General features: G+C 42.3%; 16 protein-coding genes. 4 read left to right on the forward strand and 12 right to left on the reverse strand.

Features of this window, described 5'->3' with window-relative positions; genetic code table 11:
- Window positions 1-58: 58 nt before the first annotated feature.
- The 4 genes from SNE26_RS04030 to SNE26_RS04045 all read right to left on the reverse strand — a co-directional run bounded on the left by SNE26_RS04030 (window position 59) and on the right by SNE26_RS04045 (window position 3,672).
- The gene (locus SNE26_RS04030; RefSeq protein WP_321558089.1) at window positions 59-703 is read right to left on the reverse strand and encodes a hypothetical protein; all 645 of its coding nucleotides are present in this window, start codon (window positions 701-703) and stop codon (window positions 59-61) included.
- Between the two features lie 79 nt (window positions 704-782).
- Window positions 783-2,885 (reverse strand): ComEC/Rec2 family competence protein, encoded by a 2,103-nt coding sequence (locus tag SNE26_RS04035; RefSeq protein ID WP_321558090.1) that lies wholly within the window; start codon window positions 2,883-2,885, stop codon window positions 783-785.
- A gap of 91 nt (window positions 2,886-2,976) precedes the next feature.
- On the reverse strand, window positions 2,977-3,312 hold the full coding sequence (locus tag SNE26_RS04040; RefSeq protein WP_321558091.1) for a MerR family transcriptional regulator: 336 nt from the start codon (window positions 3,310-3,312) through the stop codon (window positions 2,977-2,979).
- A gap of 159 nt (window positions 3,313-3,471) precedes the next feature.
- Window positions 3,472-3,672 carry an addiction module protein gene (locus tag SNE26_RS04045; RefSeq protein ID WP_321558092.1) on the reverse strand — a complete coding sequence of 67 codons (201 nt, stop codon included), beginning with the start codon at window positions 3,670-3,672 and terminating at the stop codon, window positions 3,472-3,474.
- Between the two features lie 182 nt (window positions 3,673-3,854).
- On the opposite strand from SNE26_RS04045, the gene alaS reads away from it, so the two are divergent.
- A complete protein-coding gene (gene alaS / locus SNE26_RS04050) occupies window positions 3,855-6,641 on the forward strand; it encodes an alanine--tRNA ligase (protein ID WP_321558093.1) in 2,787 nt (928 codons plus the stop codon).
- Window positions 6,642-6,848: 207 nt separating this feature from the next.
- Here alaS and SNE26_RS04055 read toward each other — a convergent pair whose 3' ends face one another.
- A complete protein-coding gene (locus tag SNE26_RS04055; protein WP_321558094.1) occupies window positions 6,849-7,361 on the reverse strand; it encodes a hypothetical protein in 513 nt (170 codons plus the stop codon).
- 285 nt (window positions 7,362-7,646) lie between these two features.
- Here SNE26_RS04055 and gatB point away from each other — a divergent pair, with 285 nt between their 5' ends.
- The 3 genes from gatB (at window position 7,647) to SNE26_RS04070 (ending at window position 11,058) form a co-directional block, all read left to right on the forward strand.
- On the forward strand, window positions 7,647-9,116 hold the full coding sequence (gene gatB, locus SNE26_RS04060; RefSeq protein ID WP_321558095.1) for an Asp-tRNA(Asn)/Glu-tRNA(Gln) amidotransferase subunit GatB: 1,470 nt from the start codon (window positions 7,647-7,649) through the stop codon (window positions 9,114-9,116).
- Complete coding sequence (locus SNE26_RS04065; protein WP_321558096.1) at window positions 9,117-10,262, forward strand: TlpA disulfide reductase family protein; 1,146 nt, start codon at window positions 9,117-9,119, stop codon at window positions 10,260-10,262.
- 106 nt (window positions 10,263-10,368) lie between these two features.
- Complete coding sequence (locus SNE26_RS04070) at window positions 10,369-11,058, forward strand: response regulator transcription factor (protein WP_022831601.1); 690 nt, start codon at window positions 10,369-10,371, stop codon at window positions 11,056-11,058.
- Between the two features lie 107 nt (window positions 11,059-11,165).
- On the opposite strand, the gene arsB is transcribed toward SNE26_RS04070, so the two are convergent.
- The 7 genes from arsB to SNE26_RS04105 form a co-directional block, all read right to left on the reverse strand.
- Window positions 11,166-12,248, reverse strand: a complete 1,083-nt coding sequence (gene arsB, locus SNE26_RS04075; RefSeq protein ID WP_321558097.1) for an ACR3 family arsenite efflux transporter — start codon at window positions 12,246-12,248, stop codon at window positions 11,166-11,168.
- A gap of 1 nt (window position 12,249) precedes the next feature.
- Window positions 12,250-12,675: an arsenate reductase ArsC gene (locus tag SNE26_RS04080; protein ID WP_321558098.1), complete on the reverse strand. Its 426-nt coding sequence runs from the start codon at window positions 12,673-12,675 to the stop codon at window positions 12,250-12,252.
- A gap of 9 nt (window positions 12,676-12,684) precedes the next feature.
- The gene (locus SNE26_RS04085; RefSeq protein ID WP_321558099.1) at window positions 12,685-13,524 is read right to left on the reverse strand and encodes an arsenite methyltransferase; all 840 of its coding nucleotides are present in this window, start codon (window positions 13,522-13,524) and stop codon (window positions 12,685-12,687) included.
- A 40-nt stretch (window positions 13,525-13,564) separates the two neighbouring features.
- A complete protein-coding gene (locus tag SNE26_RS04090; RefSeq protein WP_321558100.1) occupies window positions 13,565-13,894 on the reverse strand; it encodes a metalloregulator ArsR/SmtB family transcription factor in 330 nt (109 codons plus the stop codon).
- A 151-nt stretch (window positions 13,895-14,045) separates the two neighbouring features.
- Window positions 14,046-14,531, reverse strand: coding sequence for a hypothetical protein (locus SNE26_RS04095; protein ID WP_321558101.1), 486 nt, complete (start codon window positions 14,529-14,531; stop codon window positions 14,046-14,048).
- Between the two features lie 122 nt (window positions 14,532-14,653).
- Entirely contained in the window at window positions 14,654-15,046 is a 393-nt protein-coding gene (locus SNE26_RS04100) for a hypothetical protein (protein ID WP_321558102.1), read from the reverse strand.
- Between the two features lie 90 nt (window positions 15,047-15,136).
- A complete protein-coding gene (locus tag SNE26_RS04105; RefSeq protein ID WP_321558103.1) occupies window positions 15,137-16,201 on the reverse strand; it encodes an aldose epimerase family protein in 1,065 nt (354 codons plus the stop codon).
- Window positions 16,202-16,243 lie beyond the last annotated feature (42 nt).

Raw genomic sequence — 16,243 nt, forward strand, 5'->3', positions numbered from 1 at the left:
ATAATATTTGCTACAATGTTAAGGAACCTTTAATGAATTGTTAATGAAATATTTTCGATTACCTGCCGCCGCTCATAGCTTTCAGGTCATCCAGGGTGATCTTTTCAAAATCAGCAGGGATCCCGAATGTACCGGCAGGGTTTTTTTGTTCGGTTATGCTTTTAACAGTAACCTCGGTGCTTTGGCCTTGCGAAAATGAAGTGTACTGCACAGGGAAGCCACCAATGCTGCGGTAATATTTAGCAATACCGGTTACAGGTAAAGTAACATCGTTGGTTACCCATACATCGTAAGTTTTACTTGTTTTGGTATCGGTAGCAACTACTTTTTTGCAGTTAAAGCCCGAAATTACCTTGGTTTCGGTACCAGGAGCAAAAGTAAGCGTAGGCAGGGTTGCCAGGGCCTGATCAACCTCATCTGGTGTTGCTACTGCTGCTTTTTTGATAGATGCAACAGGTACATCAACCATTACAACTAATGATTTGCCATCGGCATCGGTTAATATTTTTATGGTAGCGGGCCCTGTAGTAAATTGCATAGCGGCCGAATCGGCGCGGAAATAACTTTTAGCTTCAACCTGTTGTCCCTGCATAGCCGTTGAAATAGTTACCACACCCTCTTTGTAAGCTTTTTGGGCGTTTGCGCTGATAGCTGTTGCGGTAAGGGCAAGGCCTAAAGCAACATTGAAAATTTTAATGTTCATGTTTTGAGTTTGATTTAATACCAAATTAACTTTTATTAATTAAAAGACAAATTTAAAGGTACGTAGTTTAATATGTTTTTCAATTAGATGCCGTTATGAACGATTTGTTACGTTTTAATGCTACATAATTGACATGCTGGGCACGTGCCTGGTCCACAATAAGCTGCACAGTTTTAGGGGCATTGGTGGCATCAATAATTATGGTATGATATTCGTGATTTTTATTAATAATAGCAAGCGAAATTTTAGGGTTCTCTGTAATGTACAGGTAGTCGGTCTTTAGTTTTATGTTCGATAAAGTATCTATAAAGCTTTTATTGATGATGGCTACAGATTGATCCCGGAACTGTATAAAATCTCCTTGTTTTTTTAAAAATGCCGACCGGATCTCCTGGTCGGGTTTGTACAAAATAGCATCACTTATTTTACAGCTATCCAGGTATGGCCTGATGGAATAATTGTAGTTTTTGTCGGTATCGGCAAGGTTAGTTAGTATAATGGCGTGATTGCTACTTTTAAATACTATCCCGGTGTTTTTACGCAGATTTAAAAAAGCTATGCTGTTTGTACTGTATGAGCGATATCTTTTGATGCTGATGCTTACCGCGAATATGAATACCAATGCAATGCCCGCTCGTAACAACCAGGCTTTTCTATCATACAAAAAGTAAAACACACATATAATAATGGCATAAAGCAGCAGGTACTCGGTTGCAGTAAGCCAAATTTTACTGATGCTTGCAAAGGGCAGCTGCTCAACCGATGCCAGTACATAGTTCATGAGCAGGATGGTTTTTTCGAGCAGCCAGGCAAGGCCGGCAGATACGAAGGGGATTTGTGGTAATAGCAGGTAAAAGATCCCGCTGTACATAATAACAGCTGTAGGAATGATGATGAACAAGTTGCTAAACAAAAAATAAACCGGGAACTGGTGAAAATAAAAAGCGCTCAGCGGAAATGTAATAACCTGAGCAGCTATAGATACCGAACACGGAAGCCAGATTTTATCAACCCAATTATTGTTAAACGTAAACCATGCATAAACCACAGGTTGTAAAACAACAAGCCCGGCAACTGCAAGGTATGAAAGCTGAAAGCCAACGTCGGTTATCAACAAAGGATTATAAAGCAATAATATGAAAGCCGATATAGCCAGGATGTTTAAATTGTTGATATACCGGTTATAAGTTTTGCCGATGATAACCGTGCTGATCATCACCGCTGCCCGGCAAACCGCAGGCGAAAAGCCGGTGAGCATGGCATAATACCAGATGATGAGAATAATGATGATCGCCCTGACCACCCTGCCGTGCCTGAACCTGTTCAGGAAATTGAGCATAAATGCCAGCAAAGCCCAAATGATGGCCACATGCGCACCAGAAACCGATAACACATGGATGGTGCCGGTTTTGGAATAGGCTTGCAATACATCTTCACTTAGGTCGGCTTTGTAACCCAATATTAACGTAGAAGCTACAGCTATCGCGTTTGGATCATGCAGTTGCTGTTTTAGTTTCTGAACCATTTCCCGCCTTAGCGCCAATGCGTTTGCTATGAATACGTTGCCGGCGTGTGATTGCACCAGGCGGTATTGTCCCGGATATAAAAACTCCTGGTAATAAATGTTTTGGTGCGCCATGTACTTTTTATAGCTGAACTCGGCGGGGTTAAAAGGAGGGTCGATAGGGGTGTACTTGCCGGGTATGATCAGTTCATCGCCATAAGCCAGTTTGATTGCGCTGCTGTCTTTTATAGTGATCATCAACGTCCCGGTTGCTACGGCTGGTTGTTTTTGATTGATGCTTGCCACAACATTGGCTGTAAAGCGGATCAGTCCGTTTTTTATTTGCGGTTCATTGTTAATGCGCACAAGCAGTGTTTGTGCAGGGAGCTTGGAGAAATGTCTGGGACTGTTAAGCTCGTTATTGTTGATGGCGGCTATCCAGCCTGCAAGGAACAATAACAGGTGAATGGTTATCCCGCCAAGCCATCGTTTTTTGTAAACTTTAAAGCGGTTGTAATAAAAATTGAGCAGCAGAAATAATATCAGCAGACTTGTAAAACCAACTGCCAAAGGCATTAAATATATTCCGGAGCTGAAATGGATACCAATACTTATACCCAATAAAAAAGGGAGGAGTAGAATAACAACCGGGATCTCGCCCTTATGATTAGCGATCATATTTTAGTTACGGATTGTTATTACAGGTGATTGCATGGTTATAGGTTAACCCGATAGTTTTTAGAAATAAAGATAGTTTTTATGCGGAGGATTACAACTGGTCGCGCACCTCAAGCAGGAATTTTTTAAGGTTTTCGAGCGAATCGATAACGCGCTGGTTATCCCTGGTATCGCCCATGTTGTTTTTAAGGTGTTCTTTGGCGCCATTTAAAGTATAGCCCTTGTCACGGATAAGGTGGAAGATGACCTTGAAATTTTCTATATCCTCGGGAGTGAAATACCGGTTGCCCTTTTTGTTTTTCTTGGGCTGCAGCACATCAAATTCCTTTTCGTAAAAACGTATAAGCGACTGATTAACATCAAACATGGCCGATACCTCGCCCATGGTGTAGTACATCTTGCTTATTTCACGTTCTTTATAAGGCATAATACAAATGTATCTATTTGATTTCGGAATTGGGAATTTCGATTTCGGAATTTTGTATTAGCCAGTATGTTGCCGCAATATTTGCCGTCGCCCGGCTCCAGCCGGGTGTCAGCTATTTCACGGCCTCTGGCCGGCGTACATTAATCGTCGTTGTGTCAGCTATTTGGTTTCACTCCAGGGTAGGGATGTGGTTTTTCCTGCTAAAAAATCGGCTTTTCGCTGCTCCAGATCTTTAGCTTGCTGCTCAAGCACAGCATCGCTTTCATTATCTATACGGTAGTTATAATCCAAACTATCAAGAAAAGCCAGGAGTACTCGTTTCTCCTGTTCGTTTTGAATGTCTACTCTTAAAGTTTCCATATACAAATTTAAAGCAAATAAGGTGAATTGCACTAATATGTATCGACGAACGAGGGATAAATCGACTATAATTAATAAATAAATCCGAAATTGAAAATCCGATATCCGAAATAATTAATCGCTTTCTACTTTCCGACTTCCGGACTTTCTGACTTCCCGACTATTATTTACCTTTGCTCCCTATGACTGCTACCGAAATACGACAGGCTTTTCTTGATTTTTTTGTTTCAAAGGGACACACCATCGTTCCTTCGGCACCAATTGTAATTAAAAACGATCCAACCCTGATGTTCACCAACGCGGGGATGAACCAGTTTAAAGATATATTTTTAGGCGAGGCGGCGCCCAAAGCCTCCCGCGTAGCCGATACGCAGCGTTGTTTACGCGTATCAGGCAAGCATAACGATCTGGAAGAAGTAGGTATCGATACCTATCACCATACCATGTTTGAGATGCTGGGCAACTGGAGCTTTGGCGACTACTTTAAAAAGGAAGCCATTGCCTGGAGCTGGGAACTGCTTACCGAAGTTTACAAACTGCCTAAAGATCGCCTGTACGTTACCTATTTTGAAGGCGACGAAAAGGAAGGCCTTGAAGCTGATACCGAAACCTACGAACTGTGGAAACAGTATGTGAATGAAGATCACATCCTCCGCGGTAACAAAAAAGACAACTTCTGGGAAATGGGCGAAACCGGTCCATGTGGCCCCTGCTCGGAGATTCACTTTGACAGCCGCCCGGATAAAGAGCGTGCCGAAGTAAGCGGCGCTACCTTAGTAAATGCTGACCATGACCAGGTTATTGAGATCTGGAACGACGTATTTATGCAGTTTAACCGCCTTAAAGGTGGTGTATTGCAGCCTCTCCCTAATAAGCACGTTGATACCGGGATGGGTTTTGAACGCCTGGTACGTGTGCTACAGGGCAAGACATCTAATTACGATACAGATGTTTTCCAGCCACTTATACAATTTATCTCACAAAAATCACACAAAACTTATTATTCTTCTGCGACACCTTTTAACGATGAGCTAAGCGATGATGAAATTGCTCAGTTAGGGGGAACTGGAGATGGTGCTGGAGATGGATTTGGTGAAGGATTTGGAGGCGGATCAGCAGGTGGAGCTGGTGAGGAAGATGGATCGGGTTATGGAGATCGATGGGGACAGTATACTGATAATTGGAATAATGCGGTTGCGATGCGAGTAATAGCTGACCATATTCGGGCCATAAGTTTTGCGATTGCTGACGGTCAATTACCTTCAAACAACAAAGCAGGTTATGTAATCCGCCGAATTTTACGTCGTGCAGTAAGATATAGCTATCAATATTTGGGATTTAAGGGGCCCTTTATAAATCAGTTAGTGCCAATATTAGCAGAACAGTTTAAAGGGGTATTTGATGAGCTGTACAACCAAAAAGATTTTGTACAAAAAGTTGTTTTAGAAGAAGAAGTGTCTTTTTTGAGAACATTATCGTCAGGTATCAGAAAATTCAGGGAATCTATGTTGGGGGATGTGAAAGTTATTTCCGGAAAAGTCGCTTTCGAATTGTCCGATACTTACGGTTTCCCGGTAGATTTAACTGAATTAATGGCTCGTGAAAATGGACTCACTGTTGATTTGGAAGGTTTCGAAAAGGAACTTCAAAAGCAAAAAGAACGTTCCCGCGCAGCCACTGCCATTGATACCGGCGACTGGATCGTATTAAAAGATGATGAATCGGTTGAGTTTACCGGTTATGATGAAACAGAAACTGTAGCCCATATAGTAAAATACCGTAAGGTAACTGCTAAAGGTAAGGAGCAATATCAGCTGGTATTGGATAAAACACCGTTTTATGCTGAAAGCGGCGGCCAGGTAGGGGATAAGGGCGAGCTGGTTTTTCCGGATGGCGAGATCATCCTGGTTACCGATACCAAAAAAGAGAACGGCCTGATCGTGCACTTTACCGATAAATTACCGCAGGATATTGACGATGCTTTAACCGCTATTGTTGACCCTGCTTTACGCGGCCAAACTAATAGTAACCACTCGGCCACGCACTTGCTGCATGCTGCAATGAAACAGGTGCTGGGTACACACGTAAACCAAAAAGGTTCGTTAGTTAATGCCGATTACCTGAGGTTCGATTTTTCGCACTTTGCTAAAGTTACCGATGAGGAGCTGGCGCAGATCGAAGCTATCGTAAACCAAAAGGTGCGCGAAAATATCCCGCTGAAAGAGGAGCGCAGCGTTTTATATGCCGAAGCTATCAGCAGCGGGGTAACTGCTTTGTTTGGTGAAAAATATGGCGAGTACGTGCGCGTGATCACTTTTGATGATAACTTTAGCAAAGAGCTTTGCGGCGGTACGCATGTGAAAGCTACCGGGCAAATAGGTTTCTTCAAAATTATTGCCGAAAGCGCGGTTGCCGCCGGTGTACGCCGCATTGAGGCTATTACCGGTGTTGCTGCCGAAAAATACATCGTTACCCAAAACGCTTTGGTTAACCAGTTAAAGGAGCTGCTTAAAAATCCAAAGGATCTTTCAAAAAGCATTGAAGGTTTGCTGGACGAAAATGCTAAACTGAAAAAAGAGATCGAGAAATCGATCCTCGAAAAATCATCAGGCTTAAAAACCGAGCTGGCTCAAAAAGCAGAAGCTATTGGCGATATTAATTTCATCGCCCAAAAAGTGGCCCTGCCCAATGCCGATGCAGTTAAAAACCTGGCTTATCAGCTGAAGGACATCGTATCCAACTTGTTCCTGGTGCTGGTTGCCGATTTCGACGGTAAGCCAAGCATTACCGTAATGATTGCCGAAAACCTGGTGAAGGACAATGGCCTGCATGCCGGTAATATCGTAAAAGAGCTGGCCAAAGAGGTTAAAGGCGGCGGCGGCGGTCAGCCGTTTTTCGCTACCGCAGGCGGCAGTGATGTAAGCGGATTGGATAATGTGCTGGTGAAGGCAAGGAGCTTTGTAGGGTAGACCGCGGAAAAATCAAAACGGTGTCATTGCGGGGCACGAAGCAATCGCGAACTGTACAGAGAGATTTGCAAAGCTGCTCTGCTAATAGGGGACTGCTTCGTACCTCGCAATGACGGAGGTTTATAACTTTTAATGAAAAACGACCGTCTCAACAGAAGCGGTCGTTTTTATTTTATATGCTTTTTGAGCAAAAGCCTTATTGGATAATTAATGGTGATGTCCATTTTTGTGTCCACGGTGTTCAACTACGCGGGTACGTTTTACTACGGTTTTATGCGGCTTTTGGTAATGATTAACCACTCTTGTGCGGTTAACAATGCGGGTACGGTTCACCACCCTGGTGCGGTAGTTGTCTCGCACTATAACATTCTTTGTACCGCGGTAGCGGGCATAGGTATCACGGTCGTGTGTAAAGTAGGTATACGCTCTTGGACGGTTTACGGCCACTTTGTAACCTGTTGCAATATTGTAGCTGGCATAGCGTGGCGGCAATGAGCGCCTCCAAACCCAGTTCCCGCCATCTAAATAAACATATTGATGGGTGGGTGCATAATAATAGCTTTCTACATCGGGTAAGTAATAATAATTAACACCGGCATATTCGGCAGGTGGGTTCCATAAGCCAACGTTTAAATTTACATTTACCTGTGCATTTACCTTTGTAACCGAAGCTGCAAGTAAAAAACATCCTGCAAGCATTCCTAAAATTAATTTTTTCATGGTGTCTATCTAAGTATGGACACTTATTCAATTTCTGTGCCTTTTAAATAAATAGACGGCGAAAGGTGCGGAAAGTTTAATTATGCTGATGACAGGCATATTTGAATTGAATATTCTCATCACCTGATCTCCAATCACCAGGTGCAATCTCTATAACCCCTACCTTGCAACTATATAATTGTACTTTTACCGTTGTTTTAAAAGCAAAATGGTGCTTTTACTGTATTAATCTTTATATATTTGACTTTTATACATCAGTAAAATCATAGCTGAATTTTTATTTTTATGACAGTTCTCGCAGACGGATTAGGTGAAAAGTACGAGTTGGTGATAGGCCTCGAAGTACATGCCCAGCTATCCACATCAAGTAAGGTATTCTCGGCAGATTCAGCTGCCTTTGGTGCCGAACCTAACCGACATGTTAGCGCGGTATCACTGGGGCATCCTGGTACACTGCCTTTTATCAATAAAAAAGCGGTTGAGTATGCAGTTAAAATGGGCCTGGCCTGTAATTGCACTATCAACCTTAATAATAGCTTCGCCCGTAAAAACTATTTTTATGCTGATTTGCCTAAAGGCTACCAGATCAGCCAGGACCAGGCGCCGATATGCCTGAAAGGTTATGTGCCTGTGAAACTGGCCGACGGCACCGAAAAGAATATCGCCCTGCACCATATCCACATGGAAGAGGACGCCGGGAAAAGTATGCATGATCAGCACCACGCCGATTCGTTGATCGACCTTAACCGCGCCGGTGTGCCGCTGGTGGAGATCGTATCTGAACCCGATATGCGCAGTGCCGAAGAAGCAGGCCAGTTCCTGACCGAAATGCGTAAGATCTTACGCTACCTCGATATTTGTGACGGCAACATGGAAGAAGGCAGCATGCGTTGCGACGCCAATATCTCGGTGAGGCTTAAAGGCGCGACAGCTTACGGTAACCGTTGCGAGGTAAAAAACCTTAACTCCATCCGTAACGTGCAACGGGCCATTGAGCACGAGTTTGTACGCCAGGTTAATATTATTGAAGCCGGCGGCCATATCGATCAAAACACACTGAACTTTAATGCCGATACCGGCGAAACTTCGGTACTCCGCTCAAAAGAAATGGCCAACGATTACCGCTATTTTCCCGAGCCGGACCTGCCGCCGCTGAAACTCACCAATGAGTATGTAGAAAACATTCGCAAAAACCTGCCTGCATTACCCGCGCAGTTATATCATAAGTATACCGAACAATTGGGTTTAACGGCCTATGATGCTTCGGTAATTACTGCCGATAGGGATACCGCTTTTTATTTTGAATCGCTGATAAAACATACCGATCATTATAAAGCTGCTGCCAACTGGCTGATGGGTGCTGTACGTTCATACCTGAATGATCATAATCAAACCATTGGTAACTTTGCTGTTACACCGCAAAACCTTGCCTCCCTCATCAAACTAATTGACACCGGGGTGATAAATAATTCTGTAGCTTCGCACAAATTGTTCCCTGCCATGGTCAGAGAACCGGGTAAAAAACCGGATGATCTGGCTAAAGAACTTAACCTGCTGATCAGTGCCGATGGCGATGATGTAACCCGCTTTATAAAGGATGCTATCGCCAAGTTCCCTGATAAGGTTAAGGAATACCAAAAGGGGAAAAAGGGCGTTTTAGGCCTGTTTATGGGCGAGATCATGAAAAGCTCAAAAGGCAAGATCGATCCGCAGAAAACTAACCAGCTGTTGATAAAGGAATTAGAAGCTAAATAAATGGAAGTTAAAAATATAGCTGCCGGCGCACTGTTATTGCTTAGCGCGGGCATGTACTCTTGTAAAAACGAATCGCAGTTCGCCGTTTCGGGGACTATCAAAAACCCGGGTAATCTTAAAGCTGTTTATTTGATTGAGGCTGATAGCTCGGGTTTAAAAGTTGTTGATTCAACTTCATTGGGCGAGGGCGGCAAGTTTGAGTTTAAGCATGTTGCGCTTTATCCAAACCTGTTTAAACTTCGTATAGGCAGTACAGGGCCGCAGGGCAGCGAAATGCAGGGCGAGAATTTGTATGATTTCATCGCTAAAAATGGCGACGATATTGATTTTGAAACAGACAATAACAACAAAAACCACGAGTACATTATTAAAGGTTCTGATGATTCGGATAAAATAAAAGAGTTTAACCGCATCAGTAATCTTTACGGCGATAAAAACGCCAAACTATTTGCCGAATACCAGGAAAAATCGCACGGTGAACGTAACGATTCGCTGCTGAAAATATACATGCCTATATTTTTAAAGAATGTGAATGAAAGCGGTGAAGCTGTTTTGAAATTTGTGAACGATAACAAAAAGTCGCTTGCAGGCTTTTATGCGGCTACAACGCTCGATCCTACCAAATACGAAGCGCAGCTGATTAAATTTGCCGATGACATCAGGGGCGATTTTAAAGATAACCCTACCGTGCAAAAGTTTATTGCACAAATGGATAAAGCTAAGCCGATATCACTTGGTCATAAAGCGCCTGAGTTTACCGTTAACGGTATTGATGGCAAGCAAATTAATTTGTCTGATTACAAAGGCAAATATGTAATGATTGATTTTTGGGCTTCATGGTGCCAACCCTGCCGCCAGGAAAATCCAAACGTGGTTAAACAATACAATGCATTTAAAGGTAAAGGGTTTAATATTTTAGGTGTTTCGCTTGATAAAGACAAGGCGCCATGGCAAAAAGCTATTAACGATGATAAGCTTACCTGGGCCCATGGTTCTGATTTAAACGGCTTTGAAGGCCCTACAGAAAGGCTTTACCACATCGAAGCTATCCCTTCAAATTTCATTATCGATCCGCAGGGAAACATTGTTGCCAAGAATATTACAGGCGCCGATCTTGAAGCTTTTTTAAATAAAACATTTAAATAGCCTCAACTTACGGTTAATATAAGGTAACGTTTAACAATTTGTTAATATTAGCTTAACTATTAGCTGTTGTAAAGCGTATACTTTTATACAAAAAAATTAACGCAACATGAGCAGCACCGCAAAACAGAAAATACTTATTGTTGATGATGAACCGGATATTTTAGAACTGATTGAGTATAACCTCAAAAAGGAAGGTTACCAGGTGTTTTTAGCACGTAACGGCCAGGAAGCTGTTGCCGAAGCGAAGAAAGCCCTGCCCGATTTGATTGTACTGGATATCATGATGCCTAAAATGGATGGGATAGAAGCATGTCGTATTATGCGCACCATGCCCGAGTTTAAAAATACCTTTATGGTATTTTTAACAGCCCGCAGCGAAGAGTATTCCGAAATTGCCGGTTTTAACGTAGGTGCCGATGATTACATTGCAAAACCTATCAAACCACGCGCGCTGGTTAGCCGCATAAATGCCATACTTCGCCGTAATGCCCCTGCCGAAGACGTAATTGATAATAAACTGGAAATAGGCGACCTGGTTATTGACCGTGAAGCTTACCTGGTTTACAAAAACGGTGTTAAAGTTGTATTGGCGAAAAAAGAATTTGAGCTGTTGTACCTGCTGGCCTCAAAACCAGGCAAAGTTTACACCCGCGAGGTGATCCTTAAAAACATCTGGGAAGATTCGGTAGTGGTTACTAACCGTACTATTGATGTACACATCCGTAAACTGCGCGAAAAACTGGGCGACGATTGTGTTGCTACAGTAAAAGGGGTAGGTTATAAGTTTGAAGCTTAAGCCCCTAACTCGCTGATTGGGAACTTAAATAATATTAAAAAAGCGATTGGTTATCCAATCGCTTTTTTTGTGGAATAAATATTGTTTTAAGCTTAAGCGTTTTGCTTTCAGTTTTTAGCCATCACTTCATTACTATAGTATTTTCGGCGAAGCCAAAATGCCACGTTAACCAGTGCTATTAGTGCCGGAACCTCAACCAGCGGACCGATCACTCCGGTAAAAGCCTGCCCGGAGTTAATACCGAATACACCAATGGATACTGCAATAGCCAGTTCAAAATTATTGCCGGTTGCCGTAAAAGCAATGGATGTGCTTTTTGAGTAATCGGCGCCAAAATATTTGCCGATGAAAAAACTGAGCAGGAACATAATTGCAAAGTAAAATACCAATGGTATGGCAATATGAACCACATCCATGGGGATTTGCACTATAAGCCTCCCTTTAAGGCTAAACATGAGTATAATGGTAAACAACAGCGCAATAAGCGTTACCGGCGAAATAAAGGGAACAAATTTTTGCTGAAACCAATCTTCGCCCTTTAGTTTGATCAACGTATAACGGCTTATAATGCCTGCGGCAAAAGGAATACCGAGATAGATGCCCACACTTTTGGCAATTTGAAGTATGGTGATATGGATTTCAAGACTTTTAAAGCCAAACAGCGGCGGCAGTACGGTTATAAAAATGTAAGCATATACGCTATATAAAAGTACCTGGAAAATACTGTTCAGGGCTATCAAGCCGGCCGCATATTCGCGGCTACCATCGGCAAGCTCATTCCATACTACAACCATGGCAATACAACGGGCAAGCCCAATCAGTATCAGTCCTGCCATATATTCGGGATAGCCGCGCAGGAAAACGACAGCTAAAACGAACATTAGGATGGGGCCTATTATCCAGTTTAAAACAAGGGAGGCACTTAGCACTTTTACATCTTTAAATACCCTGCCCATTTGCTCATATTTTACTTTGGCAAGCGGCGGGTACATCATTAATATGAGGCCGATCGCCAACGGAATATTAGTAGTCCCGCTCGAAAACGAATTGATAAAATCGGACGACGAGGGTATAAAATATCCTGTTATAACCCCCGTAGCCATAGCCAGGAAAATCCAGATGGTGAGGTAGCGATCAATAAAGCCGAGCCGTTTCCGTTCAGCAACCGGCGTGCAATTATTGGCAGCCATATTACTGCGCTTCGGTTAAATGCTGTTCTACAAATTGTTGGGTATACGCTTTGATCTGTTCCCGCACTTTTCTGAATTCATCCATTACCTCATCTTCGGTGCCGCGGGCTTTGGCCGGATCCGGGAAGTTATAATGAAAGCGTTTCACATTCCCCGGAAAGTAGGGGCAGGCTTCGTTAGCATTATCGCAAACGGTTATTAAATAATCAAAAGGGATGTTGGTATACTCATCCACATGGTTTGAGGTATGATTGGAAATATCAATATGATCCTCTGCCATTGTTTTAATAGCTTTGGGGTTTACACCATGGGTTTCGATACCCGCGCTGTATATATTGACATTGCTGCCCGCAAAATGCTTTAAATACCCTTCGGCTATCTGGCTCCGGCAACTATTGCCTGTGCACAGTACTAATACATTTTTCATAATTTTTTATTAACAGCAGCCTGGTTCGCAGCATGTTTTTACTTCAGGTTTTTCGGCATAAACTGTGACACTTACAATGTCGCCCTTACCGTTTTTAAATTCCTCAATTTCTTCTGCCGATAGATAGTTGCTCAATATATCATCCGGGATAATAATTGGTTTTTCTTTTTGTACGATGATATTGGCAAAACCATTTTTGCTGATCAGCTCAAGATATTCCTCTTTTTGAATAGCCCCTGATACGCAGCCTGCATACATTTCGGCGGCTGTTCTGATCTTTTCAGGTAATTCGCCGGTTAATACGATGTCCGAAATGCTAAAGTGGCCCCCTGGTTTCAATACCCGGTAGATGTCTTTAATAACAGCGTTTTTATCAGGCACCAGGTTTAATACACAGTTGCTTACAATTACATCAGCAGCGTTGGCTGTTACCGGCATATGCTCGATATCCCCCAAGCGAAACTCCACATTATTAAAACCAAGCTTGTCCGCATTTTCGCGGGCTTTGCTGATCATCGCTTCTGTAAAATCAATGCCTATTACTTTGCCCGTTTCGCCGGTTTCGGAGCGTGCTATAAAGCAATCATTGCCCGCGCCGCTGCCAAGGTCAATAACGGTATCGCCTTTTTTAATTTGAGCAAACTGAGTGGGTAAACCGCAGCCTAAACCAAGGTCTGCATTGGCGTTGTAGCCCTGCAACTCGGTATAATCTTCACTCATGATGTTATAAACCTCGGTTGAGCATCCGCCAGCGCCACAGCATGACGATTGATTGATATCCTTATCCTGTAAGGCAATTTCGCTGTATTTCAGCTTTACCAATGCTTTTAATTCCTCGTTTGTTTTCATTTGTGTATTGCAATATTACGATTGATATGATCAAAAAATTTTAACAACAGTTATTAAAGTCTTTGTATGATGAGAACAGTTTATTCAACTCATTATTCAGGTTTTTCCAGGCTTCGGGTTCAATGCAGTAGCAAACGCTTACACCTTCAATGGTACCTTGTATAAGGCCTGCATTCTTTAATTCCTTAAGATGTTGGGACACCGTGGGCTGGGCCAAACCTAATTCTGTCGACAGATCGCCGCAGATACAAGCCTTTGCTTCAATAATGAGCTGAAGAATAGCAATGCGTGCCGGATGCGCGATGGCTTTAAGCTGCACAGCCAGTTTGTTCTGCTCGTCGGTGAATATTTCTGTTTTGGTAATTCCCATAATTATATTGCAATATTACGATTAATTAAATTAATGTCAAGGCATTTTAATCTAATTATTTTAGGCGATGTTGAATGAGGGTAGGCAAGGAGGAAATGTGGCAAAGACTTACGAAGTTTTTTAAAACTTCGTAAGTCTGCAAGGCTGTAAATTACTTTGAGGCAGTAACAGCTTTTTTCTTAACTGTTGTAGCCGCTTTAGCTGTTTTTGAGGCAACAGCTTTTTTAGCTTCTGTGGCTTCGGTTTTTGCTTTAGCTGTAACGGCCTTTGCCTTGGTTGCTGCTTTAGCTTTTACATCGGCAACAACTTTTTTAGCGGCAGCGGCATCCTCCTTTACTTTGGCGGTGATGGCTTTCGCTTTCGTTTCGGCTTTAGCTTTTACATCAGCTACCTCAGTTTTTGCTTTTGCAGTTACCTCGTCAGCTTTTTTAATAACCGTTTTTTTTGTGGCTGCTGCTTTTTGGGTAGCGGTTGCCTTTTTAGCGGTTACTTTGTCCTTTATATCTTCAAATTTTTCTTCGGCTACTTCTTTTACGTCTTCGGCTTTGTCTTTTGTGCCTTCCCAAAGGCTTTCAATTGTTTCTTTAACCTTCTCGAAAAATCCTTTTTCTTCTGGTTCGGTTGAATGATCACTCATGATGTTTTTTATAGATAGATAAACAGATTGTTATTAATTAACCATTTAACCATAAAAGGTTAAGCTTTGTTTTAAATCTGCTTAACAAGTACATCATGACGGTAAACATAATAGCGGAAAGATTATATTTTAAACTTGCCCTTACTTAGCCCATATAAGCTATCTATGGCTTTCAAAGTGGCATCATTAAGTCTTTGCTTCAAAAGCGACCTTATTTTGATATAGGTATCCTGTTTAACCCATAGATGTATAGTCTGAAGTGTTTCGGTCTTATCACCCAGATGTTCATAAAAGGATACTCCGGCAGCGTTCCATAGGTCTTCGGATTTTTGCCTCAAACACCATTCGGCAAACTCATAATTCTTTTTGAGTTGTACGGTATCATTGTTTTTATGGGCAGCTACTGTAGCAGGTAATAGCTCCATGAACACGCCATAAATAGAGGTTTCAGGATCTTCAAACTCTTTTTTTGAGGAAGGGAGGCATTCAATAGCCCGTTTTCGCCAGGTGCTCATAAAATATTTGTTTCCTGTTAATATCTGTACTAATATAAAATAAAAAGTCCCGCTGTTTGGGCGAGACTTTTATATCGGAGAACCAGTTAATTATTTTACAACTGAAAACTTATAAAGCGATTGGGTTTTATAAGTATCGCCCGGTTTTAACTCGGTTGAAGGGAATTGCGGCTGGTTTGGTGAATCAGGGAAATGTTGGGTTTCCATAGCGAACGATGTACGGTACTCATCTTTGATACCGCGTTTCATTGCGTTTTTAGCCTGCATAAAGTTTCCGCTGTAAAACTGTAAGCCCGGCTCTTCGGTAAACACTTCCATTTTTATGCCGCTCTTGTCGCCAATAACTGTAGCGATAGGAGTGCTTAGATCATGTTTGTTAAGCACAAAGTTGTGGTCGTAACCTTTGCCATCTTTTAACTGCACATTGTCTTCGTTAATGCGTTTGCCAATGGTTTCGGGCTTAGTGAAGTCAAACGGGGTACCTGCAACTTTTTCAAGTTTCCCGGTAGGGATCAAACCGGCGTCAACCGGCAAATAATTATCGGCATCTATCTGCACCAAATGATCAAGGATAGTACCGCTGCCTTCGCCATTCAGGTTGAAGAACGCGTGATTGGTAAGGTTAACAACTGTTTTTTTATCAGTTGTAGCTTCGTACTGGCACTTAAATGAATTATCGTTGGTAAGGCTGTAAATTACTTTAACATTAAGGTTGCCGGGGAAACCTTCTTCCATATCTTTTGAAAGATAGGTAAGCTCTACGGTAGATGAATCGATCATTTTACCATCCCATACCACTTCCTGGAAACCATGTTTACCACCATGCAGCGTATTGGGGGTGTTGTTAATTGACGATTGATAATCCTTACCGTCTATTTTAAAATGGCCTTTGGCAATACGGTTGCCGTAACGGCCAATAGTAGCGCCATAATAACGTTCGGTTGATTTTTCAAAACCTTCCACATCATCAAAACCCAAAACAACATCAGTTAACTTGCCATTTTTATCGGGCACTAACAGGCTTACCACACGGCCGCCATAATTGGTGATGGTTGCAATAACGCCGTTTTTGTTTTTAAGGGTAAATAAATGGGTTTGTTTACCATCGATTGTTTTTTCGAATGCTGATACAGTGGTTTGGGTGCTATCCGCCATAGTAGTGTTTTTCTGTGAGGTTGAATTTTGATTACAGGCAGC

The organism is Mucilaginibacter sp. cycad4, from assembly GCF_034263275.1.
GTDB lineage: Bacteria > Bacteroidota > Bacteroidia > Sphingobacteriales > Sphingobacteriaceae > Mucilaginibacter.